The sequence below is a fragment of the Spongiivirga citrea genome (assembly GCF_010671565.1).
In the GTDB taxonomy this organism is placed as follows: domain Bacteria; phylum Bacteroidota; class Bacteroidia; order Flavobacteriales; family Flavobacteriaceae; genus Spongiivirga; species Spongiivirga citrea.
The window spans coordinates 176994-201682 of sequence record NZ_JAABOQ010000005.1; the positions used below are offsets into that span (position 1 = coordinate 176994).

18 protein-coding genes and 1 tRNA gene are annotated in these 24689 nt (G+C 37.1%); 9 read left to right on the forward strand and 10 right to left on the reverse strand.

Features of this window, described 5'->3' with window-relative positions:
* Positions 1-17: 17 nt before the first annotated feature.
* The 9 genes from GWK10_RS12760 to GWK10_RS12800 all read right to left on the reverse strand — a co-directional run bounded on the left by GWK10_RS12760 (position 18) and on the right by GWK10_RS12800 (position 10638).
* Positions 18-932 carry a helix-turn-helix domain-containing protein gene (locus GWK10_RS12760; RefSeq protein WP_164032770.1) on the reverse strand — a complete coding sequence of 305 codons (915 nt, stop codon included), beginning with the start codon at positions 930-932 and terminating at the stop codon, positions 18-20.
* A gap of 29 nt (positions 933-961) precedes the next feature.
* The gene (locus GWK10_RS12765; protein WP_164032771.1) at positions 962-1720 is read right to left on the reverse strand and encodes an SDR family NAD(P)-dependent oxidoreductase; all 759 of its coding nucleotides are present in this window, start codon (positions 1718-1720) and stop codon (positions 962-964) included.
* A gap of 137 nt (positions 1721-1857) precedes the next feature.
* Entirely contained in the window at positions 1858-2292 is a 435-nt protein-coding gene (locus GWK10_RS12770; RefSeq protein ID WP_164032772.1) for a DUF1801 domain-containing protein, read from the reverse strand.
* 65 nt (positions 2293-2357) lie between these two features.
* Complete coding sequence (locus GWK10_RS12775) at positions 2358-3473, reverse strand: serine hydrolase domain-containing protein (RefSeq protein WP_164032773.1); 1116 nt, start codon at positions 3471-3473, stop codon at positions 2358-2360.
* Positions 3474-3582: 109 nt separating this feature from the next.
* Positions 3583-4230: a polysaccharide deacetylase family protein gene (locus tag GWK10_RS12780; RefSeq protein WP_164032774.1), complete on the reverse strand. Its 648-nt coding sequence runs from the start codon at positions 4228-4230 to the stop codon at positions 3583-3585.
* Between the two features lie 104 nt (positions 4231-4334).
* On the reverse strand, positions 4335-7670 hold the full coding sequence (locus GWK10_RS12785; protein ID WP_164032775.1) for a glycosyltransferase family 117 protein: 3336 nt from the start codon (positions 7668-7670) through the stop codon (positions 4335-4337).
* 1159 nt (positions 7671-8829) lie between these two features.
* Positions 8830-8902 (reverse strand) — tRNA-Gln (locus GWK10_RS12790).
* 83 nt (positions 8903-8985) lie between these two features.
* The gene (locus GWK10_RS12795; protein ID WP_164032776.1) at positions 8986-10023 is read right to left on the reverse strand and encodes a hypothetical protein; all 1038 of its coding nucleotides are present in this window, start codon (positions 10021-10023) and stop codon (positions 8986-8988) included.
* An 81-nt stretch (positions 10024-10104) separates the two neighbouring features.
* Positions 10105-10638, reverse strand: a complete 534-nt coding sequence (locus GWK10_RS12800) for a hypothetical protein (RefSeq protein WP_164032777.1) — start codon at positions 10636-10638, stop codon at positions 10105-10107.
* 193 nt (positions 10639-10831) lie between these two features.
* On the opposite strand from GWK10_RS12800, the gene GWK10_RS12805 reads away from it, so the two are divergent.
* From GWK10_RS12805 to GWK10_RS12835, 7 genes are all read left to right on the forward strand, one after another.
* A complete protein-coding gene (locus tag GWK10_RS12805; protein WP_204263135.1) occupies positions 10832-11359 on the forward strand; it encodes an RNA polymerase sigma factor in 528 nt (175 codons plus the stop codon).
* A gap of 4 nt (positions 11360-11363) precedes the next feature.
* A complete protein-coding gene (locus tag GWK10_RS12810) occupies positions 11364-11972 on the forward strand; it encodes a hypothetical protein (RefSeq protein ID WP_164032778.1) in 609 nt (202 codons plus the stop codon).
* 179 nt (positions 11973-12151) lie between these two features.
* Positions 12152-12613 carry a ribosome assembly cofactor RimP gene (gene rimP, locus GWK10_RS12815; RefSeq protein ID WP_164032779.1) on the forward strand — a complete coding sequence of 154 codons (462 nt, stop codon included), beginning with the start codon at positions 12152-12154 and terminating at the stop codon, positions 12611-12613.
* A 12-nt stretch (positions 12614-12625) separates the two neighbouring features.
* A complete protein-coding gene (nusA, locus tag GWK10_RS12820; protein ID WP_164032780.1) occupies positions 12626-13858 on the forward strand; it encodes a transcription termination factor NusA in 1233 nt (410 codons plus the stop codon).
* Positions 13859-13945: 87 nt separating this feature from the next.
* Positions 13946-16705, forward strand: coding sequence for a translation initiation factor IF-2 (infB, locus tag GWK10_RS12825; protein WP_164032781.1), 2760 nt, complete (start codon positions 13946-13948; stop codon positions 16703-16705).
* Between the two features lie 333 nt (positions 16706-17038).
* Positions 17039-18196, forward strand: a complete 1158-nt coding sequence (locus GWK10_RS12830) for a hypothetical protein (protein ID WP_164032782.1) — start codon at positions 17039-17041, stop codon at positions 18194-18196.
* Between the two features lie 17 nt (positions 18197-18213).
* Complete coding sequence (locus GWK10_RS12835; protein WP_164032783.1) at positions 18214-19302, forward strand: trypsin-like peptidase domain-containing protein; 1089 nt, start codon at positions 18214-18216, stop codon at positions 19300-19302.
* Positions 19303-19421: 119 nt separating this feature from the next.
* On the opposite strand, the gene GWK10_RS12840 is transcribed toward GWK10_RS12835, so the two are convergent.
* Complete coding sequence (locus tag GWK10_RS12840) at positions 19422-19868, reverse strand: SPOR domain-containing protein (protein WP_164032784.1); 447 nt, start codon at positions 19866-19868, stop codon at positions 19422-19424.
* Positions 19869-20083: 215 nt separating this feature from the next.
* On the opposite strand from GWK10_RS12840, the gene GWK10_RS12845 reads away from it, so the two are divergent.
* On the forward strand, positions 20084-21361 hold the full coding sequence (locus GWK10_RS12845) for a c-type cytochrome (RefSeq protein ID WP_164032785.1): 1278 nt from the start codon (positions 20084-20086) through the stop codon (positions 21359-21361).
* 151 nt (positions 21362-21512) lie between these two features.
* On the forward strand, positions 21513-24659 hold the full coding sequence (locus GWK10_RS12850; RefSeq protein WP_164032786.1) for a TAT-variant-translocated molybdopterin oxidoreductase: 3147 nt from the start codon (positions 21513-21515) through the stop codon (positions 24657-24659).
* The last annotated feature ends 30 nt before the right edge of the window (positions 24660-24689 follow it).

Consider the following 24689-nt stretch of genomic DNA (forward strand, 5'->3'; position numbering starts at 1 on the left):
AAAGTACGATTTTTTGCTTAATTGAACGATTTCCTAAAAGCAAGCGGTGACATTTCGGTTTTGTTTTTGAAGAGTTTTGTAAATGAAGCAGGTCGCTCAAATCCCATATTGTATGCTATTTCGCTTACTGAAAGCCTAGTTGTAGATAATTGTTGCTTAGCTTTTTCGATTAGTTTATTGTGAATATGTTGTTGTGTACTTTGTCCTGTGAGTGATTTAAGAACACCGCTTAAATAATTAGGAGAAAGGTGCAATTTATCTGCGACAAATTGGACTGTAGGAAGACCTTTTTCGATTAGGCTTTCCTCTTTAAAATAATCAGATAACACGAGTTCTAATTGCGTAAGAATCTCGTGATTAACAATTTTTCGAGTTATGAATTGTCGCTCATAAAAGCGCTCAGCATAATTAAGCAATAATTCCAACTGCGAAATGATAATTTTTTGACTAAACTTGTCAATGTTTGCTTGATATTCTCGTTGAATGTTTTTTAAAATGTCGAGCATTAAATGTTCTTCTTTCTCAGAAAGGAATAGGGCCTCATTTACAGAATAATCAAAAAATTCATATTCCTTAACCCGATTGGCCAATGTGCTGTTCCATAAAAAATCAGGATGAATTAATAAAAGCCAACCTCTAGGTTTACGATTGATATTTGGATTGTCGGTTAAACTCATTACCTGATTGGGCGCAATAAAAGTCATTAAGCCCTCGTCAAAATCATACTCTTTTTGACCGTAGAAAAACTTATAGGCAACATTGCGTTTTAGTCCGATGGTAAAGTAATCCTGAATCCATTTTAACTGCTCTACATCCTGTGGATATTGAATTTGAGTATAATCAACCAAACTAATTAAAGGATGTTCAGGTGCTTGTAAGTTGGCGAATTTATGGTAATCACTAATCTTGCTAAAACGCTGGAGTGTTCTCATAATGATAAAGTTATACGAAAATGACTTGACTATAATAACATTCCTCCTGAAACCTCAATTCGTTGCCCGTTTATCCAACCTGCTTTATCCGAACATAAAAATGCAACCACCCCGTCTATATCATCAATTTCGCCAACACGCCCTAATGTGGTGATATTGGCAATAAGGGCCCTTTTTTCTTCGTTATCACGATTTGTTCCTCCGGCAAAGTCCGTTGCAATGGCTCCCGGAGCAACTACATTGGCGGTTATTTTTCTTTCGCCGAGCTCCTTTGCCAAGTAACGTGTAAACACCTCTATACCACCTTTCATCATGGCATAAGCCGACATGCCTGGCAGGCTAAAGCGAGCCAGTCCGCTAGATATGTTGATTATTCTTCCAGAATCATTTAAAAAGGGTAGTGCGGCTTGGGTTAAAAAGTAAACACTTTTAAGATGTACATTCATCATTTCATCAAATTGTTCTTCGGTAGTATCTGCGACCAAGTTGTATGCTCCGGTGCCGGCATTATTAATTAGAAAATCAAAATTCGGGCTGCCGTTTTTCTTTTCTAAATATGCAGCTGCTTTTTCAATAAATTCTTGTCCGGTTGTGTGATCGTTTGCATCGAATGGGAATGCAATGACATCTTGGCCAAGTAGTTCTATTTCTCGAACAAGCTCATTCGCTTTTTCTTTGTTGCTGTGGTAAGAAATAATAACGTCTACACCGTCTTTAGCAAGGCTAAGCGCCATTTCTCTTCCTAAACCTCTGCTTCCTCCTGTTACAATTGCTGTTTTTTGACTCATAATCTTGTTATTTTAAATTATAAGTCAAAGTTGCGTTATTATTACAATGTATATTTTTCCAAACCTACTTTTGTGTTCTCCGAATCTAATATGTTGATTTTTAGAAGAAAGATTACCCAATGTATTATTGATATTTTCTAATTTCTACAAGCACATTCGTGATGCTCGTTAAGATAGGCAATCGTAGCTTGCGACAATTTTTCCAAAGTAATAGTATCAATATCTGCGAGTTTTTTGACATAGATACATGCTTTGCCCATTTTAAACTTTCCTAAGTCATCTAATAGCCTTTTACTCTCTTCAGTTGCGGAATATACATATAGTGAAAAGGCAGACTTTCGCGGCGAAAAACCAAGAATGGGGGCATTACCTTCATGACCACTTTCATATTTATAATGATAACTACCGAAACCGATTATGGTAGGTCCCCACATTCTAGGTTCGAAGCCTGACCATTTGGTCATAAGTTTAATTAGTTGAAAACTATCAGCCTTCTTTTGCTCATTATCAACATACTCATTAATAAAGTCATCAACTTTAACTTCTGTCTCTACGGTTTTATTCTTTGCCATGAATGCTGTTTTTAATGCGAAACGCAGCTTAAATTTACAACATTACTTGATTAGTGTTTTAGACTTCATTTTAATTGCTCAATTATCTTATCTACCGCAATACTAAGTTTCTGATGTATTTGGGGACTGGAAACATTGGTTATTATGAGTACCCCTGTTTTTGACTCAGGAATAAGGGTTAACCAGCTAGATGTACCATAAGCACCACCGTTTTGAAAGACAACTTTTGGGTTTTCACCATTTTTGAAGATTTGCCAGAACAAACCATTTTCAAAATCACCATATTTTCCATTCAATAACTCCTGATGTGAGATCTTAACTAGAGGATTTTCTTCATTTAGCTGAAGCTCCATGTATTTTAGCATATCGCTAACATTAGAGATTATTCCTCCTTCAGCTTTCATTTCTTTTTCAGCTCTAGGTGGCATCTCGAATCCTTTATGGTTTAATCCTATTGCTAGTAGTTTAGAATCTGTTTCCGAAATTGTAATCTTAGTCTTGTTCATTTCTAGTGGGTCAAGAATATATTGGCTCAACAGCTCTTCGTAAGATTTGTCAAAAACGTTTTCTAAACAGTATCCAAGCAGATTTGCCCCAGCATTTGAATAATTGAATTTATGCCCTGGAATGGTATCTAACTCCACTTTACCTAGCTCCTCTAAAAACTGGTGTTTTTTAAAACCTTCTTGCAGCTTATTAATTTTTTCGGGAAGATTATCCCAATCCGGATTTTTAAATAAGCCTTTGTCAGGAAACATTCTTGGCAAACCGCTTGTATGTGTAACTAGATGTCGAAACATAATCGGTGCTTCATTAAACGCTAGATTTGGAAAACTATCAGGTAGATAATCTCTAATATCATCATCAATATCTAATTTCTCATCTAAAATTGCCTGTGCGAGCAAGGTTCCAGTAAATGTTTTGGTCAGAGAAGCAATTTCGTAAAGCGTGTTCTCATCTGGCGCTTTTCCGGTTAGCAGTTGACCTTTATGAAATTGATACGTTTTTCCGTTTTTAATAACCCCTATTGAGACTGCTTTTATTTCTTTATCAAGCAATAGTGAATCGGATATGGAATTAATTATAGTGTTATTATTCTGAATAGTGCTATCGTTCTTTTTCTGACAAGCTGTAAGCACAAAAAATGAGAAAAAAGATATTAGTAAGTGTTCAAGTTTCATAGTGCTGATTTATAACAGATATACTTGCTAACTAGCATATTGTTACAATTCGCAACTATTTTTTTAAGTCAATCTAAATAGTAAAATCAGATTTGAAGCGTCTAAAAGTTTATTCCAGTGCCTTAAATTCAAACCCTAATTCAGAAAAATGGTCTAAGGTTTTTTCAAGAGCATATTTCATGTTTCGCTCTGCCTTTAGACTATCATGAAACACAGCAATACTACCTTCTTGAGTATTGTTGATAATATAAGATGCGCTTTTTTCAACTGGAATTTCTGGTTTCCAATCGATAGCTAAAGACTCCCACATGATAATTTTATATCCCATTTTAAGTAGTGCTCTTCCTTTAGGGATGGTGATCTCGCCATAAGGTGGGCGGAATAGTTTTGTTGGCTGTTTTAGGTATAAGGAGTGCTTGGCCATTTCAGCTTCAGCCAAAGCAATATTTTCTAGATAATCGGGAGTACTGGTTTTCCAGCCTTTTATATGATGAAAGGTATGATTCGCGGCGGTATGTCCTTCTTCTAAAAGCTTATTGAAAATCTTTGGATGTTTACGAACATTGTCGCCAATGCAAAAAAAAGTTGCTTTGGCATTGTATGTCGCCAAAGTACCTAAAGCCCATTCCGTGACTTCGGGAATTGGACCATCATCAAATGTTAGATAGATTGTTTTTTCAGTCCGAGGCATGTGCCATATGTAGTTGGGCAACAAGCGTTGCACTAGATATGGTGTTTTGACTGGGATGAACTTCATTTATTGAGTGTTCAAGTTGCAAGATTATTTTTTTAAAAATCCCTGTTCTCGATACTTTTTAATTTTACTCATGTTCAATTAAAACACTCGAACTGACATTAAAACTAATTTGCAGTATCCTCCATCACAGAATCGTTAATTTCTACTGGAGTATCTTCTGGCATTTGCGAACTTACTGGCGGAATTTGTGGAGCTTCTTCATCAGGATAAAACAACTTAGCGAATTCCTGGAATTCTAACAAGGCCCTTTCTGCAACTTCGTCATCACCATTTTCCACCATTACCAAAACGAGACGGCGGTAGTATTCAATGTCCGAGAATATATCTTCTCCAAAAGCTATTTGGTCTGAGGTTTCAAGTCCACTGTAATACAGCAAATTCTCTTGATATTTTTTGATGATTTTGGTTAATAAATTCCGTGCCTTTTCTTTCTCACCTACTTTGTAGTATCCATCAGCAAATGGCTCAACAAACACATAATAACCAAAATATTCCACTGGCATTTTATCAATAGCCAGATCAATGACTTCTTTGGCTTCTTGGGTTTTGCCTTCTTCCAATAATTTCTCCATAGCCCTTGCCATATTACTCCTATATGTAATACTATTTCTTCTGGTTTCCGGATCGTGGTAAATATCCTCGCTCTCTGAATTACCCCAGGTCCATTTTTTGATATTCTTATAAATAACATCAGAATTTACGCGACCCATTTCAAATGGATTATTGCTGTCAACTGGAGTTCTAATCGGAACCAGTTTATAGGCCATTCCATCCAACTGTAAGTAATCTTTCATCCAGATATATTCCTTTTCATCAAAACTACCGCCAGAAAAATAAATAGGACGTTCCCAATTATTATTTGCTACTATGTCGAGCATTAATAACTGATTTTTAGTGATCGATCCTGGCAATCTAAGTCGAATGGTATCGACAATCTGGTCTGCATCTTCAGCTTGAACGGCACCATTTCTTAAAGCGGCTTCTTTGTCAACAGGAATGTAAATATTTCTTGTAGGATAGTACACCATGCTTTTTTGAGCCGACGGAATAGCATCAAGATCGATATCGTATTCTCCAGAGTTTGCTTGTAGCTTTAAAATCTCTCCGTATTGTTTACGCGGGTCGTCATCTTGAACCCAGTCCATAAAACGTTGAATGCTCCAAGCTTCCTCAGTCAAAGGCTGATGTAATATTTGATCACGACTACCATATCGGTATTGCTCATGCGTTAATTGAGATGGAATAGGCTTACTCTCATAAGCAGCTCTTTTCATCTGATCGATATACCAATCAGTGTACAGTAAACTGGTATTTATGACACGCACATCGGTACGATAGCCCTCAATTTCTTGAGCGTACCAGAGTGCAAAGGTGTCATTGTCACCTATCGTAAATATAATGGCATCTTCTTCTAAAGAATCTAGATACGATTTAGGCATTGATTGTGCTGTATAACGACCTGAACGATCGTGATCATCCCAATTTTGAGATGCCATAAGCGCAGGAATTCCTAATAAGGCGGCGGTGAGCAAAGGAGCCAATATTTTTTGAGGAACAATATTTTTTAATTGATCGAATAAGGCATACACTCCAATACCAATCCATATGGCAAATATGTAGAAGGACCCGACTAAAGAGTAATCCCTTTCTCGTGGTTCATAGGGTCTGATATTGGTATAAATCTGAATTGCAATTCCCGTAAAGAGGAAAAAGACCAATAGCACCCACCAATCAGTTTTTGATTTTTTGAAATGGAATACCAAACCAATAACCCCTAATAAAAGCGGAAGCATAAAATAGGTGTTTCGACCTTTATTATTTAGTACATCACTTGGTAAATTATCCTGTGGTTGAACGTTGGATATATTTTCATCAATTATAGGAATACCGCTAAGCCAATTCCCATTTTGCATATCGTATTTTCCTTGAATATCGTTTTGTCTTCCAGCGAAATTCCACATAAAATAACGCCAATACATATAGCCTAACTGATATTGAAACATGAATTTCATGTTCTGGAAAAAGCCAGGTTTTTCAATATCGATATAACGTTCCATTTGTCTCAGGAAGTTGTGGTATTCGTCGTAATCAACCTTACCTGCATCATAGGCGGCAAAAAATTGATCAACAGCCTTGCGGGCATTGGTGTCAAAACGGTATTCAGGTTTTAATTGAAATTCTGGAACTCCAGCATGCGCCATGTAATTGGTGGAATGTTCGGAACTCCACATTCGCGGTAAGAATCCTTTATGACGATCATCATAATTTTGCCGAGCATCTTTCCAATCATTTACTACCACATACTTACCTAGTTTCTTGTCTTGTTCGTATTTTGGTTTATCGTCAATATACTGATTGTCTTCATCAACCAGTGCATATAACTCGGTATACATAGGCCCATAAACAATACCAACACTTGGGTACTGCTCACGATTGTAATAAGCCAATAATTCACGCGCACTAGCAGGGTTATTCTCATTAATAACTACCTGCGCATTTGCACGGATAGGAATCATTAACCAAGATGAAAAACCAACACACATAAACAAAAAGCAAAGCACTGCTGTGTTAAGATGTACCCATTTTTTGTCACGAGTATATTTTAGTCCAAAATAAAAGAGTACGATGAAAAAGAGTCCTGCAATAATGGTTCCCGAATTAAACGGCATACCAATACTGTTGACAAAAAACACTTCAAAGCCACTAAAAATAGATAGGATAGTGGTTAACATAAATCGGTATACAATGACTAGAACAAGAACAACTGCAGCATTGGCGATCAAGAACATTTTTAGATCGTATTGCTTATAGTTTTTAAAGAAATAAATAAGTCCGATAGATGGGATTGCGAGCATCCCCATAAACTGGATTCCGAAAGTACAGCCAATTAAAAATGCGATTAAAATAAGCCACTTATTTCCTCTTGGGGTATGCATGTCTTGTTCCCAACGGAGGCCTAAATACAATAGCAATGCCATCATAAAACTGGCCATTGCATACACTTCGGTTTCCACAGCATTAAACCAAAAACTATCAGTAAATGTAAAAGCGAGCGCTCCTACAAGTCCACTACCTAAAATAGCCTGAGCTTTGGCAGAGGTTAATTCACCTTCATTAATTACGAATTTTTTCACGAATTGTGTAATGGTCCAAAACATAAAAAGAATGGTAAAAGCACTTGCGAAAACTGACATTTGATTCACCATTAAAGCCACTTGTGAAGGCTCCATAGCAAACCAGGCAAAAAATGCGCCGATCATTTGAAAAAGCGGTGCCCCTGGAGGGTGGCCTACCTGAAGTTTAGCACTTGTTGAAATATATTCACCCGCATCCCAGAAACTGGCTGTAGGCTCGACGGTTGACATATAGGTAATTAAGGCTACCGCAAAAGCGATCCAGCCCATTATAATGTTCCACTTTTTATATTGTTGCTCGCTCATCAAAAGGTTTTTAGAAGCATTTGGGCGAATTTAATAATTAACCAAGGCTTGACAATCTTTTTTTGTGAAATGTTAACATGAGAGATGTGAGTATTTAGATGTGAGATATGAGAAATTGGATGGAAGGAGCAAGAATCAAAATCAAAGAAAATGACAGTATTTAATTAATAAACTTATTCCCTCTCCTTGGGGGGAGGGTTAGGGTGAGGGGTAATTATGTCTGAGTCTAACAATGAAACGACTGCGAAAAATTGGAAAGGTTTTTCAAGATTTTGGTTGTTTCCCGTTCGTGATAGATCCCGATGCTCGTCCCTCGATCAGGATCACTTCGCTCTAGTCATTGCAATGCGCTTCGGTTTTGCAATTACAGGCTCAGTGAAATGAAAAAGGCCGTGTCTCCTAAGAAACACGACCTTTTTTCCCAACCAAAAACCTAATGTAAATTGTTCAATAACCGATCAAACATCACTAAAATCGGTATTTATATTTTTTTGAAACGTTTTGTTGAAAGGGGCATTTTCAACTGTTGTTTCGTTATTATCGATTTACATATATAAAACAACTATCGGCTAAAAGACCCTACCATTTTTTTTGAAAAAGTTTAATTTTTTTCTTAGATCTTAATTTATAGGTGAGTACGAGAAAATGGAAACTATAAAAACAATGATTACGGACTGAAAACTGAAAAAACCCGGCTAAAAAGTGCTTGAGAAATAGGGGAGTGCATTTTATTCTGCGAAATAATTAAGAAAATAATCAATTTCTCTCACCAAGCACCGACACAATTGGGGTAATAAAAATGCTGTGGACTCCCAACTGAACACTGTAAACTAAAAAATCCTGATCGTTAGATTGGGAGAGATATGAGGAGCACTTCGTTCGTCAAAATGATTAGAAAAAATTAATCATTTTGTCTCACTGCGCACCCACACTAGTGGGCTAACAAAAACTGTGGACTGCCAACTGGATACTGAAAACTAAAAAACCCAACCTGTTAAGGTCATGGGGAATAATGGGGAGCGCTCGGTTCGTTAAAATGATTAAGAAAATTTAATCATTTTCCTCACCTCGCACCCACGCTAGTGGGCTAACAAAAACTGTGGACTGCCAACTGAATACTGTAAACTAAAAAACCCAACCTGTTAAGGTTGGGTTTTTGTTGGCCCACTAGGGCTCGAACCTAGACTCTTCTGGACCAAAACCAGACGTGTTGCCAGTTACACCATGGGCCATCCTCAAATTCCTTTTGAGAATTGCGAGTGCAAATTTAAAACAAAGTTTTAGTTGGGCAAACAAATTAGTTGATTTTTACTGCTTATCTACTTTCTGTGGATTCTTCCAAAGAATTTTTCTTCCGAAGAAGAGCGTTAAACCATGATAGTTCGTCTACCGTAAATACAACTTTAGTAGTCTTCTTTTTCATACCATACAATCCATTCACCGTAATAGGTCTATCGGTTTCAATACTAACATTCGGCGACTCATTTTCCAAAAACGGAGAAACACCAATCAACTTTTCATTATTTAAAACACTAATCTTTCCTGTATTAATGCTCTTAATGTTTTTATATTCAATCCTAGTAAAGCCAAAAATACCATAAGGAATAAACAACTCCTTTTCTTTGACCTTAATAAGTCGTCGAGGAATGGACTTAATAATGCCGATAAGAAAGATGGCAGAATAGATACTGACTCCGGTTGCAATCCATGCAGCTAAAGGGCTCCATTTATTTAAAATTAAATGCAGTGCTACTGTTTCTATAGCAACAACAAATAGCAGTGCGGCAAACACGGTTATTGATCCACTTTTTTTGTGATAAGTGAATTCGTTTTTTACTGGCGTATGTTTTTTCCATTTAAAAAATGCATAATAAAAAACTGAGATTTCGTTGGCTAAGAAGCTTGCGATGCTTTTTGGAAGAATCTCTTCACAACTGTCTTGAATGGCGTTTGCAATATCTGGTTGGTCAAGAATATTTTTTTTGTAGTTTTTTCTTGTAAGGTAGATGCGACTTCCAACATAAGACAACACTCCTATTTCCAAAACAGGAATTGCCCAAGTTTTAACTGTATTTATGAATGATTGATGTTCTAAGGGAATTAAGAAAGAAGCTAAAATTGTACTGGCTATAAAAAAGGGTATAACGGTGGTAGTTGGAATCTTAGTTTTTCGAACTAGGAGCCAATAGATAAAGGGCATTGTGATTAAAAAATCGATGCTAATAGCTAATGCCAAGTCGTTTGAAAGGTTTGTAAACCAAGCGGATCTTACAAGAATGACTAAGGACAATTGTAAGGCAATAGGAATGCCAACTGCGAAAATTCCTCTTTGAGTAGCAGTAATTTCTTTCATAAGGCACGAATTTTATGCATCTTACTAGTGTCGATAAAATACATTTTGTTACATATTTTTCTAACGGATTTTTGATAGCTTTTAATGGTAGTCTATAAATCCAATATCAGGATATTCTTGTATAACAAATTCCCTTTTCTCTTTGACTAGATCACAATTTATCCCTTTGGTTGAGCATTGTTCGAGATACATCTTTAATAATTCTAAATGTGCATCTACTAATTGGTTATTCATTAGCAAGGCTTTTTTAAACTCCAACGAAGCCAAATGGTAGTCTTTTGATTGCCTGAAGTTTATTCCAGTTGTTAAAAATTGGATGTATGTGTCTTGAACAATCAATTTGTTTTGATCAACTGGAGTATTTAGTTGTAATGGTTTTACCGTTAGTGAAGCCATAAAATGAATAAGGAAAACGGCGCTTGCACAGGTAAGCGTTATCGCAAGAACAGTAAGAGTCATTTTTTGCCTATCACTTCTTTTAACCTTTAGCCGTTCATTTCGAATGGCAGCAACATCAACAATAAGATTAGGTATTAACTTTTTATTGTCTTTGTAGGCGGGTTGAATACCAAGAAAAGTCCGCTCTTTTTTGAACAAACGTTTTTTACGAAGCAATTTTTTATTGTCTCGTAATTTCGTTGTCACACCTATGCCAAAGCCGCCGATCATCATATGCTAACTAATACTACTTATTGGTAGCTAGCGTGTGTGGTATGTTACAGTTAGCTTTATAGTGCGACACCTAATTGTTTCTTATTTTAATTTTTTTTTAATCAAAGTGTGATTTTTTTAAAATTGATGCGAATAATTGAGTGTAACCAAAATAGAAGTTGAGTTGAATAAGCAGAAAGAATTTATTGATATTGTTAAAAAGCACAAAGGCATATTATATAAAGTGATCACGATGTATTGTGCCGATTATAATGATAGAAAGGATTTAGAGCAGGATATTCTAATTCAAATTTGGAAGTCATTAGATACCTATGACGATAATTATGCATTGACAACTTGGTTGTACAGAATTTCAATGAATGTTGCTATTTCAAATCATCGTAAGACATTCAAAAAGAAAAGCAATACAACAAGAATAAACGGCGATTTGCTTGAGTTTACTTCAAATTCAGACGTAAACGAAAGAAGCTATCAGCAAGACGTACTTTATCGATTATTAAATGAGCTTAATAAGTTCGACAAAGCCTTGATGTTTCTTTACTTAGAAGATAAGGATTACGAAGTTATAGCTGATGTTTTGGGAATTACAAAGACCAATGTAGCGACGAAAATAAGTCGAATTAAAAACAAGTGGAAGCAACAACTTTCACAACAAAAACAATAGTATTATGAATATAGATGAAATAAAGAGTATTTGGAAAAAGGATATGGAAATCCTTGAGAAAAGAGTGAAGTTGAACGAAGAGAAAATTAAAACTCTAGAGTTTAATAAGGCAAAAACTGGTTTTGATGAGCTTTTAAAAATTTCAATTGCAGGTAAAAATATGGCTATCATGTATGCAATTATTTCATTAATAATGATATTTTTAGTAACAGATTCTTTGCCGTATATGTTGATGCTACTTGTCGCTTCCGGAGCAATGGTATTTTCGTATTTTCAACATCGCGTCTTAAAAAAAGTTGATTATGGGAAATTGAGTCTAATAGATTTACAAAAAGAAATAATCAAATTTAGAATGCATACTGCTAGAACAGGAATTTACGATTTATCGATTGTTGTAATTTGGCTTGTAGCCACCGGACTAGCGTTCGTAAAGTTTCTTATCGGTTTTGATGTCTTTCATTTACAAGAAAATACGACACAGCCATTTATTATATTCGGAATTGTTTTGCTAGTGCTTATAATTTTCACAAAAATGATTTATGGGTATTACGATAAACGTCTTAAGAAATATGAAGATGATTTAGGTTTGATTAAGAATTTTGAAGGAGCTTAGATTTTCTGTGGTTTTCAGGTATGCAGTATGTCTTTTTTAGAAATTATATTTCCTTGATTAATATCAGTCAATATTTGCCGGTTTCATGCTTATATTACTCATAAAAAGTTGTATATTTGCACCGCTGTAAGAGAAAAACGAATACGAGGGGACCTAAAGTCCCCTCTTTTTATAAAATTATGTTCGAGAAAGAGGTCAGACAATTACTACAAGATGCGCTAGATAAGCAGCCTAAGTTGTTTTTAATCGACTGCACAATTAGTAGTGATAACAAGATATTTGTCGTTATAGATGGTGATCGTGGAGTGACCTTACAAGATTGTATGAATGTAAGTCGAGGCATAGAACATAACTTGGATAGAGAGGAAATTGATTTTGGACTAGAAGTAACTAGTGCAGGTGCAACGACTCCCTTGAAAATACCAAGGCAGTACAAAAAAAATGTCGGTCGAAAATTAAATGTAAAGTTGGCTGACGATGAGGTCGAAGGTGAATTAGTATCTGCCGACGACCAGAAAATAGAACTTAAATGGAAAACCAGAGAGCCTAAACCAATTGGTAAAGGCAAGGTAACCGTTCAAAAACAACAGGAAATCCTGTATACAGATATTGTTGAAGCAAAAGTGATGATAACATTTTAATTAAACGTTGACATGGAAAATATTGCATTGATCGAATCATTTTCAGAGTTTAAAGACGATAAACTCATAGATCGTGTAACGCTAATGGCGATTTTAGAGGAGGTTTTTAGAAATGCACTTAAAAAGCGATTTGGTAGTGATGAAAATTTCGATATCATTATCAACCCAGATAAAGGTGATTTAGAGATATGGCGAAACCGTATTGTGGTAGCCGATGGTGAGGTGGAAGATGAGAACGAAGAAATCACATTAACGGAAGCACAAAAAATCGAACCTGATTTTGAGATAGGTGAAGATGTATCGGAAGAAGTGAAACTTATCGACTTAGGTCGTCGCTCTATTTTGGCATTACGTCAAAATTTGATCGCAAAAATTCACGAGCATGATAATACCAATATATATAAGCAGTTTAAGGATCTTATTGGTGAGATTTATACTGCCGAGGTACACCATATTCGTCACCGTGCGGTCATTTTATTAGATGATGAGGGTAACGAAATCATATTACCTAAGGACAAACAAATACCTTCTGACTTCTTTAGAAAAGGAGAAAACGTAAGAGGTATTATCGAGAATGTAGACCTTAAAGGAAACAAGCCAAGCATTATCATGTCGCGTACGGCACCAGAATTCTTGGAAAAATTGTTCGAACAAGAAATTCCTGAAGTCTTTGACGGCTTAATCAACGTAAAGAAAGTAGTACGTGTTCCTGGTGAAAAAGCGAAGGTAGCCGTAGATTCTTACGATGATCGTATCGATCCAGTTGGAGCTTGTGTTGGTATGAAGGGATCTCGTATTCACGGAATTGTTCGTGAATTAGGAAATGAGAATATTGATGTAATTAATTATACTGATAATACACAGTTATTTATCACAAGGGCATTGAGTCCTGCGCGTATCACATCACTTAAAATTGATGATGAGCGCAAGCACGTAGAGGTGTTCTTAAAACCAGAAGAGGTTTCTAAAGCGATTGGTAAAGGCGGATTCAATATCCGACTTGCAGGTCAGCTTACAGGATATGAAATTGATGTTTTCCGTGAAGGTGTTGAAGAAGATGTAGAATTAACTGAATTTGCTGATGAAATCGATGCTTGGGTAATCGAAGAATTTAGCAAGGCAGGACTTGATACTGCTAAGAGTGTGTTAGAGCAAGATGTTGATGATCTTGTTAAGCGTACAGACCTTGAAGAGGAGACAATTAATGAGGTAAGACGAATTCTTAAAGAAGAATTTGAACAATAATTAGCTTAAAAGCGCAGCAATTGTATTTTTGTTGTAATTTGAAAACGGCAAGAGCTTTTTTCACAGCGTAAATTTTTTAAACAAAGTATGGCTGAAAACAAAGTAATGAGACTTAACAAAGTACTCCGCGAACTAAACATTTCGTTAGATCGTGCGGTAGAGCATCTTCAATCAAAAGGACATGAGATTGAAGCGCGCCCGACTGCAAAGATTTCTAGTGAGGTGTACGAGGTGCTTTTAGATGAGTTTCAGGTTGACAGAAAGAAGAAGGTAGCATCCAAAGAAGTTGGCGAAGAAAAGCGCAAAGAGAAGGAAGCACTACGTCTTCAAATGGAGCAGGAGCTTGAGGAAAAACGAATTGCTAGAGAAAAGAGAGAAGTTGTTAGAGCCAAAGCTAATTTAGAAGGCCCTAAGACAGTTGGTAAAATCGATCTTGACAGTGAGAAAAAAGAGGAGGAAGTAGCTCCTGTAAAAGAAGAGCCGAAGGTTGAAGAAAAAGCAAAGCCAAAAGCCAAAGAAGAGGTTAAGGCAGCGCCTAAAAAAGAACCAGTTGCAAAGAAAGAGCCTGTAGCTAAAAAGGAAGAGAAACCTGCTGTATCTAAAGAAGCTCCAGAAGAAGAAGTGAAAAGCGAAGAGGCTGCTGAAGAGCCAAAAGAAGAAACACTTACTACACAATATAAAAAGCTTTCCGGTCCTAAAATGGTCGGCAAGAAAATTGACCTTTCTAAATTCGAAAAACCGAAAAAGAAGAAAGAAGAAGCGAAAGCTAGTGATACAGCCGATCGCAAAAAGAAAAGAAAACGTATTAGCAAAGAAACACCTGGTGGTGGTAACAACCAACAAGGAGGTGGTCAAAGACGTTTTGATAATAGAGGTGGCGCCGGAGGACGAAACCAAAAAGGTGGAGGTCGACGTAATGCTCCAGTAGCAAAAGTAGAGCCTACAGAAGAAGAAGTACAAAAACAAGTACGCGAAACTCTTGAAAAGCTTCAAGGGAAATCCTCTAAAGGAAAGGGTGCTAAATACCGTCGTGAGAAACGAGATATTCACCGTCAAAAAACGGCTGATGAACTTGCAGCACAAGAAGCGGAAAGCAAAATCCTAAAAGTAACCGAGTTTGTTACGGCAGGTGAAGTTGCAACCATGATGGATGTTGGTATTACCGAAATTATTTCGGCTTGTATGAGCTTAGGAATGATGGTAACTCAAAACCAACGTTTGGATGCTGAGACTTTAAGTATTGTTGCTGAAGAATTCGGTTATGAAGTCGAGTTTGTAACCGCCGATATTGAAGAGCAAGTTCAGGTTATAGAAGATAAAGAAGAAGATCTTGTAGCACGTGCACCAATCGTTACGGTGATGGGTCACGTAGATCATGGTAAAACATCGCTACTAGATTATATTCGAGAAGAAAATGTAATTGCCGGTGAATCTGGTGGTATCACACAGCATATTGGTGCTTATGGGGTGCAGCTAGAAGGCGGGCAAAAAATAGCATTCTTAGATACTCCGGGTCACGAAGCCTTTACGGCAATGCGTGCTCGTGGTGCACAGGTAACCGATTTAGCAATTATTGTAATTGCGGCGGATGATGATATCATGCCTCAAACAAAAGAGGCGATTAGTCACGCACAAGCAGCATCAGTACCTATTGTATTTGCAATAAATAAGGTTGATAAGCCGACTGCAAATCCAGAGAAAATCAAGGAGAAACTTGCAGGTATGAACCTGTTGGTGGAAGATTGGGGTGGTAAAATTCAATCTCATGATATTTCTGCAAAAACAGGTCTAGGAGTTAAGGAATTATTAGAAAAAGTATTGCTTGAAGCTGAATTATTAGAGCTAAAGGCAAACCCAGATAGACTAGCAAACGGGACAATTGTCGAGGCTTTCCTTGATAAGGGTCGTGGTTATGTAGCTACTATTATGGTACAGGCAGGTACACTTCGCGTAGGTGATTACGTATTAGCTGGTAAGCATAGTGGTAAGGTAAAAGCAATGCATGACGAACGTGGTCAAGAAGTGGAAGAAGCAGGACCATCAACACCAGTATCTATATTAGGTTTAGATGGTGCGCCGCAAGCTGGTGATAAGTTTAATGTATTTGAGGATGAGCGTGAGGCGAAGCAAATTGCGGCCAAGCGTACTCAATTACAACGTGAGCAGTCAGTACGTACGCAACGTCATATTACACTTGACGAAATCGGACGTCGTATTGCATTAGGTGACTTTAAAGAATTGAACATTATCCTTAAAGGTGATGTGGATGGTTCGGTAGAAGCCTTAGTCGATTCATTCCAGAAACTATCAACTGAAGAAATTCAGGTAAATATTATCCATAAAGGGGTTGGTGCGATTACTGAAAGTGATGTATTATTAGCTTCGGCTTCTGATGCCATCGTAATCGGATTTAACGTACGACCAATGGGTAATGCCAGACAGTTAGCTGATAAGGAAGAAATCGATATCAGAAATTACTCGATTATCTACGATGCAATTAACGACCTGAAAGATGCAATGGAAGGTATGTTGTCACCGGAGATGAAAGAGGAGATTACAGGTAATGCTGAAATCCGCGAGACTTTCAAAATATCTAAAATCGGAACAATCGCTGGTTGTATGGTAACTGACGGTAAGATCTTCAGAAATTCAAGTATTCGTTTAATTCGCGAAGGTGTAGTTATTTACACAGGTGAATTAACATCGCTTAAGCGTTTTAAAGATGACGTCAAAGAAGTTTCAAAAGGATACGATTGTGGACTTCAAATTAAAGGCTACAACGATATTAAAGAAGGTGATGTAGTAGAAGCTTACCAAGAAGTAGCTGTGAAGAAGAAACTGAAATAATAGTTTATTCAATATAAGAATGAAAGCCTTGGAGAAATCCAAGGCTTTTTTGTCTTATATATAGATTTTCTAACTCCCTTCCCTCGAGGGAAGGGTTGGGGATGGGTGTAAAGCCCAAACTAAATTTTGCGGTTCTAACCAGCCAATCATTCCCATATCCCGCTACCCACATTTCACGGTTTCTGGGGATGAGATCATTACCACGAGCGTCATACATTTGTGTAACAATAGATAACAAAGAATAAATTTGATAATCTTAATCAATTTATGTTCTTTTAGATCTCTATTTAGTTTCAAACAAAACAGCACAAAGGTGCAACTAAAAACCAACGCATGAGGCAAGCTCTAAGTTTTGACAAAACCTTAATGTCTTCTTTAAACACTAAGGTAACCGTATCTAAATGGTACGATGCGAAAGACAGGTATGACGAAAACAAGTACAAAGAGGCAATTTTAGAACTCTTTGATTATGTCAACCTCGATATTCGAAAAAAATATGCAAACGATAATGAAACTTATTTTAAGGTGCCACATGGTAGTGTGGTCGTTGAGGTAGAATTTACTGACTCTCATTTCAAAGTAAAAGCACCCTTTTTAAAAGTAGGTACAGATAAACGTGTTCCATTATTTAGGAAGGTGACCGAGGTGAATTTTGCGCCTTTAAATTTGGCACAAATAAAGTTAGAAGATGAGCAACTCAACTTTCATTACAGCTGTCCTTGGCATTTGTGCGAGCCTTATAAAATTTATTATGTGCTTCAGGAAATTTGCCATAATGCAGATAATTTTGATGATGAGTTCATTAGTTTATTTGATGTAAGTCCGCTTCATGAACCTCAAATAACAAATTATGATGCTGCAACTTTAGATACTGCTTGGACTAAGTATAATGATATTATCAAAGAAGCGGAATCGTATATGCAGTATTTCGATCAAAACAGAATGGAATATTTCAATTGGGATATTCTAAATATCACCTTTAAAAAAATTGAATATTTGATCATGCCAAATGGCAAGTTGCGTACTGACCTTGAAAAGCAGATTGGTGATTTGTATAGCAAAGATCATATGCAAGACCGAATTCAGCGTGGGAAATCCTTTTTAGCTAGGTTGAAAGCAAAATCTAAAGAAGAATACTTAGAAGATATTTATGAGGCAGAGTCTTTTATTTCTATTAAATCAAGGTTAGAACATGATGCCTTAAAACAAAATTGGAAGCGCCCTTACGAAAGTGCAGCTAAGGAAATTCAGGATAAGCAATACACAGGTGCAGTGCTTACATTGTTGGTTGGTTTTTACGATATGTATTACTATAACAATGTACCCGATGATATTAACGATAAGGTTGTTGCTGTTTTAGGTAATGCAAGCGGACAAGATTGGCATGTCGCAGCTACGACATTGTACAACGGGATGACTGCTATTTTAGAAAACAGACCAGTAAGAGGGTCATCGGGTAAAAAAGGATTTTTCTCTAAACTATTTGGTTAAAATTTAAACGAAAAAAGATGCAAACATTAGAAATATTAAAAGATGCAACCTTCAAAATTTTAACTGCTCGTGGAACGGGAAGTGGATTTTATTTAAAAGAGGAAAACTTAATACTAACCAACCATCATGTTGTTGAAGGATTTCAGGAAGTTGCAGTTGAAGATGATGATAAAAATAGAATACTAGGCCGAGTAATATTAACCAATCCAGATATGGATATAGCTATTCTGCGTTTGGCAAAAAAGCTAGAAGTTGAGCATGGTATAAGTATTGACGATACGCTAATACCTTCAAGACAACAAAAGGTTTTTGCTTTGGGATATCCTTTTGGAATGCCATTTACAATTACTGAAGGAATAGTTTCGAATCCCGAACAGCATATGAACGGAAAGCATTTTGTGCAGACCGATGCGGCAATCAATCCTGGAAATAGTGGTGGGCCATTGGTTACTCAAGATGGTAAGTTGGTTGGGATAAATTCTTCTAAGTTTAATAATGCCGATAATGTTGGTTTTGCAATACCAACAAAGGCGGTAAAAGAGGCGATAGACAGTGTAAAAAAGAATGAAGAAGATAAATTTTCGTTGCAATGTCCTTCATGCGGAAATTTAAGCTATGAGGTTAAGGAGTTTTGTGACAATTGCGGTGCTACTTTGCAAAAGGATGTGTTCGATGTTCTTGCCTTAACTGAATTTTCGCAGTTTATTGAAGACTCATTAGCGGAATTAGACGTCAATCCAGTATTGACAAGAGCGGGCCATGAGTTTTGGGAATTTCATCAAGGGAGTTCATTAATTCGTGTTTTTGTAATGGATAGAAACTATCTATATCTCACCTCACCGATTAATAATTTACCTAAGCAAAACTTAGAGGAGTTGTACAAATATTTGATCAGTAGTGATCAAGGTGAATTTAATTTGGGAGTGTATAAGAACACCATTTTTGTGAGTTATCGCATTCATATGACCGACATTTTTAAAGATGATGATACGAAAGCCGATATCAAGAATAAGATCAAAGCACTTGCATTAAAAGCAGACGAGTTAGACGACTTTTTTGTAGACGAATACAATTGTACGATGAGTACCTATGCGCGGAATGTCTAGGTCATTTAGGACGACCCATTAAAAGCAAACACCCTTAACTAAATTTAGTTAAGGGTGTTTTTTATTTTTTAAAGCAAGAACTTAATTATTACAGCCTACTGAATACTGCAGACTAATAGCTAACCCTTCGGCTTAAACTTAAATGCAATTGGGTATTTCTTTCGTATCTCGATTAGCATTTTATCGGCTTGTATCGATGTTCGGAAACTGCCAACATATACTTTGTAATTTGGGTAATCCCAATCTGAAATATGAGAGATATTCGGAAAGTCTTTTCTAAAACTCTTAATGGCGTTTTGAGCTCCGTTTAAAGACCCACTATAAATCTGGATTCGGTATATGTTTCCAGAGCCTTGAGTACGGTTTATTTCCTTTTTAAGTTCGAGAACTTTAACCAGTTTTTCGTCTTGATTAATGTTTACTGTTCCTTTTTGATTAAAAGCGGTTTCCGTGTTTTGTTTTACACTTTCTGCTGTTTCTTGAGCAAAACTTAACGTGCTAATTATCAGCGACAATGCTAAAGAAAGCTTTAGTTTATAGGTGCTATTCAAACTCATTTTTCTCATATATACGTGCAAAAGTAAATTATAATAACTTAAACAGTCGGATATTTATTATTTAGAATAATTATAAATTAGTTATTAACGCTTTTCTAACATTTCGCAAATCGTCTCTATGTCGTACTTTTGTGGTCGAATTTGCGGAGGCTAGATTTGAATGCGTGTGCATCAATATATTAGGAAAAATCGTGCCAAACAAAACCCAAAATTCTTATTTCATTATGAAGAAGGTTTCTTACCAAAATGCTAGTATGCGATTCTTCGGATTCGCTTTTTCTTTATTAGTTGCTTTTTCATCATTTTCCTTACAAGCCCAAGACGGTGATCCTGTGGCAGGTGAAAAACTTTTCAAAGCAAATTGTGCTGCATGTCATGCGTTAAACAGAAAGATGACTGGTCCTGCCTTGGCTGGGGTTGGTGACAAGTATGAACGTGAGTGGTTGTACAGCTGGATTAAGAATAGTTCGGCAATGGTGAAGTCTGGTGACGAGCAGGCAGTTGCTATTTACGCAGAGTACAATGAGTCAGTAATGACCTCATTCCCATTATTGACAAATACAGATATTGACAATATTATCGCCTATACAATGGCGCCACCGCCTGCACCTGTTGTTGCAGATACTACTGCAGTAGCTGCCGCACCCGCAGATAGCGGAATTTCAAACAACATTATTCTAGGAATTTTAGGATTAGTACTTGCGGTATTAGTAATTATGCTAGTGCTTGTTAATTCGACCCTAAGAAAAATTGCTGCTGCAAATGGTGTTGTGGTTGAAGAAGAAAAAAGAACCCCGATTTGGAAAGCGTTTGCGCAAAATCAATTTTTGGTTTTAGTGACTGCTATCTTCTTATTGTTGGGTAGTGCGTACTTCGCTTATGGTTGGATGATGCAGGTTGGTATTGATCAAGGTTACGCTCCAAAGCAACCTATTCATTATTCACATAGAATTCACGCAGGAGCAAACGAAATAGAATGTAAATACTGTCACTCATCTGCACGTGTTAGTAAGCATTCGGGTATTCCATCACTTAACGTATGTATGAACTGTCACAAGAGTATTTATGAAGTGGCAGCAGAAACATTGGCGGAGGGTAAAAGCGAATACGGTATAGACTACAATAAAGAAATCGAAAAATTATATACAGCTGTAGGTTGGGATTCTGAGAACCAGCGTTACACTGGTGAGACGGAGCCTGTTGATTGGGTTCGTATTCATAATTTACCTGATTTCGTATACTTTAATCACTCACAGCACGTAGAGGTTGCTGGAGTGGAATGCCAAACTTGTCACGGTCCAGTTGAAGAAATGGAAATCATGGCGCAGCACTCACCGCTTACAATGGGATGGTGTATTAATTGTCACCGCGAAACGAATGTGAAGACTGAAGGCAATGAGTATTACACAAAAATTCACGAAGAATTATCTAAAAAATATGGTGTTGATAAACTAACTGCAGCTCAAATGGGGGGATTAGAATGCGGTAAATGTCACTACTAAGCGAAGCTTAATGTCTTTTCCGCGAATGCGGAAAACCCGAGAAAGTGCGGTAAGTGACTAGTGAAACATCAAATTGAATATTAATTAAAGAGTAAAAATTTTAGCAAGACAGGTGTAAAAGCCTAGAAATCTAAAATCGTAAATAACAAATATGGCATCAAACAAAAAATACTGGAAAAGTGTTGAGGAGCTGGATACAAACAGCACCCTTGTTGAGGCTTTAAAACAAAATGAATTTATCGAAGAAATTCCTACGGATGAATTTCTTGGTGATAAAGAAGTTTTAGAATCGTCATCAACATCTCGTAGAGACTTTTTAAAGTATGTTGGTTTTAGTACTGCTGCAGCATCTCTTGCAGCATGTGAAGGTCCAGTTATAAAATCGATCCCTTATGTGGTGCAGCCAGATACAATTGTTCCTGGTGTAGCAAACCACTATGCGACTACCATCGCAAACGGATTTGATTTTGCAAGCGTGTTAGTTAAAACGCGTGAGGGTCGACCAATTTTCGTGAAAAATCACGATAAAGCGGCAACAAATGCAAGTGCTAATGGTCGTGTTATTGCATCGGTTTTAGACTTGTATGATAGCGGTCGTTTACAAGGGCCAACCGTAGGTGGTGAGGCAGTAACTTGGAATGCTTTTGACAATGCAGTTGCTAAAAAGTTAGTAGAGATTAAAGCTTCAGGTAAAAAACTAGTGTTATTCACACAAACGTTTGCTAGTCCTTCTACTACAAAATTGATCAATGAATTTAAAGAGAGCTTTGGTAACGTCGAGCATGTATCGTACGATGCTGTTTCTGAATCGGCTGCCTTAGATGCTTTTCAAAATAAATATGGAGTTCGTGCATTAGCTGATTACGATTTTTCGAAAGCTGATGTAATTATCTCTGTTGGTGCTGATATTCTTGGCGACTGGCAAGGTGGTGGTTTCGATGCAGGATATGCAAAAGGTAGAGTACCTCATGCAGATCATGGTAAAGGTAAAATGTCCTACCACGTTCAGTTTGAATCGAACATGACACTTTCTGGCGCAAATGCCGATAAACGTGTACCATTAAATCCTGTACAACAAAAAAGAGTATTAGCTAAATTATATGCTGCACTTGCTGGTGGACCTTCTATTTCTGGAGAGCTTCCTGCAGCGGCTGAAAGTGCAATTAAAACTGCGGTGGCAAGAGCTAAAAAAGCAGGAAAAAATAAAACGGTTGTTGTTAGTGGTATTCAAGATGCTACTGCACAAGCATTGGTGTTAGAGATTAACGAAATGTTAGGTAGCGTTGCTATAGATACTGATGCGCCTAAAATGGTTCGTTCATCATCTAACAAAGCTGTCGAAAGTCTTGTTGCTGAAATGCGCTCAGGACAAGTAGGTGGTGTGATTATGGCGGGAGTAAATCCTGTATACTCAATGCCGGCTAAACTTGGTTTTGAAGATGCACTTTCTAAAGTAGGTTTCAGAATGACCTATTCAATGAAAGCTGATGAGACTGCAAATGCATGTGAGTTTGTTGCGGCAGCTCCTCATTACTTAGAATCTTGGGGTGATGTTCAGATTAAGAAAGGACATTATAGTTTAACGCAACCAACGATTCGTCCGTTATTTGATACAAGACAATTTCAAGAAGGCTTATTGCAGTTAATGCTTAGCAATAAGAATTACTACGATTATATAAAGGATAACTGGACTGAAAGTGTATTAGTTGATTCATCTTGGAATCAAGCTTTACACGATGGTGTATTTCAGGCTCCAGCAATCGCACAAGAAGAAGTTGTTGTTGCAGCTGCTGCAGATGAGTTAGAAGAAAGCACATCAGCATCTGCTTACAATATGGCAAGTAGTCTTGCGCGTAATGCAAAAGATGTTGCTGAAACGCAGGTTATTTTGTATACGAAAACCGGAATGGGGGATGGGCAACAAGCCAACAACCCTTGGTTGCAAGAATTCCCTGATCCAATAACACGTGCTGCATGGGATAACTACATTACCATGAATGCTTCTGATGCAGCGGCACTAGGAATCGAAAATGAAAATGTTGCAAATGGAGCGTTAAATGGGCATTATTCAACTGTAAAAGTTGGAGATACTGAGCTTACATTACCTGTGATTATTCAACCGGGTCAGGCAAAAGGAACTGTTGGTTTGGCATTAGGGTACGGTCGTACAGCTGGTGTTAAAGATGAATTACAAACGGGTGTAAACGCATTTAGTTTGTATAACGATTTTGACAATGTTCAAACGGCAAAATCGGTGTCTGCTCCAGCAAATGGATGGCATGAGTTTGCATGTATTCAATTGCAAAATACATTAATGGGTCGTGGAGACATTATCCGGGAAACTACATTAGATATATTTGGTGCAGGCGATAAGCATGCATACAATGAAATACCAATGGTGTCTAAAGATCACCAAGAAATTCCAGTAACATCTCCGGATGCTGATTTATGGGATTCTTTTGATCGTTCAGTAGGACATCATTTCAACCTATCTATCGACTTAAATGCATGTACCGGTTGTGGTGCATGTGTAGTGGCATGTCATGCTGAAAATAATGTGCCAGTTGTAGGTAAAGAAGAAGTACGTAAGAGTCGTAATATGCACTGGTTGCGTATTGACCGTTACTACTCATCTGAAGAAACTTTTGATGGTGATAACCAGAAGAAGGAAAATGCTAGCGGACTATTTGGTGACAATGGTGTGAAGGATGTCTTGATTTCAATGGAAGATCCATCTGAGAATCCTCAAGTAGCATTCCAGCCTGTAATGTGTCAGCACTGTAACCACGCACCGTGTGAAACGGTTTGCCCAGTTGCTGCAACAGCACACGGTCGTCAAGGTCAAAACCATATGGCATATAACCGTTGTGTAGGTACACGTTACTGTGCAAACAACTGTCCGTATAAAGTACGTCGTTTTAACTGGTTCTTGTACAATGGTAATGACGAGTTCGATTACCATATGAATGATGACTTAGGTCGTATGGTATTAAATCCAGATGTAGTAGTTCGTTCTCGTGGAGTAATGGAAAAATGTTCAATGTGTATTCAAATGACACAAAAGAGTATTCTAGATGCTAAGAGAGATGGTCGTACGGTCAAAGACAGCGAATTCCAAACAGCATGTTCTGCTGCATGTAGTAGTAATGCATTGGTATTTGGTGACATCAACGATAAAGAAAGTGAAGTAGCACATCTAAAAAAGAGTGATCGTATGTATCACTTATTAGAAAGTGTTGGTACTGAACCGAATGTATTCTATCATGTAAAAGTGAGAAATACAGACAAAGAAGCATAAACAAACAAACTGATTAAAAAAATCTAATTA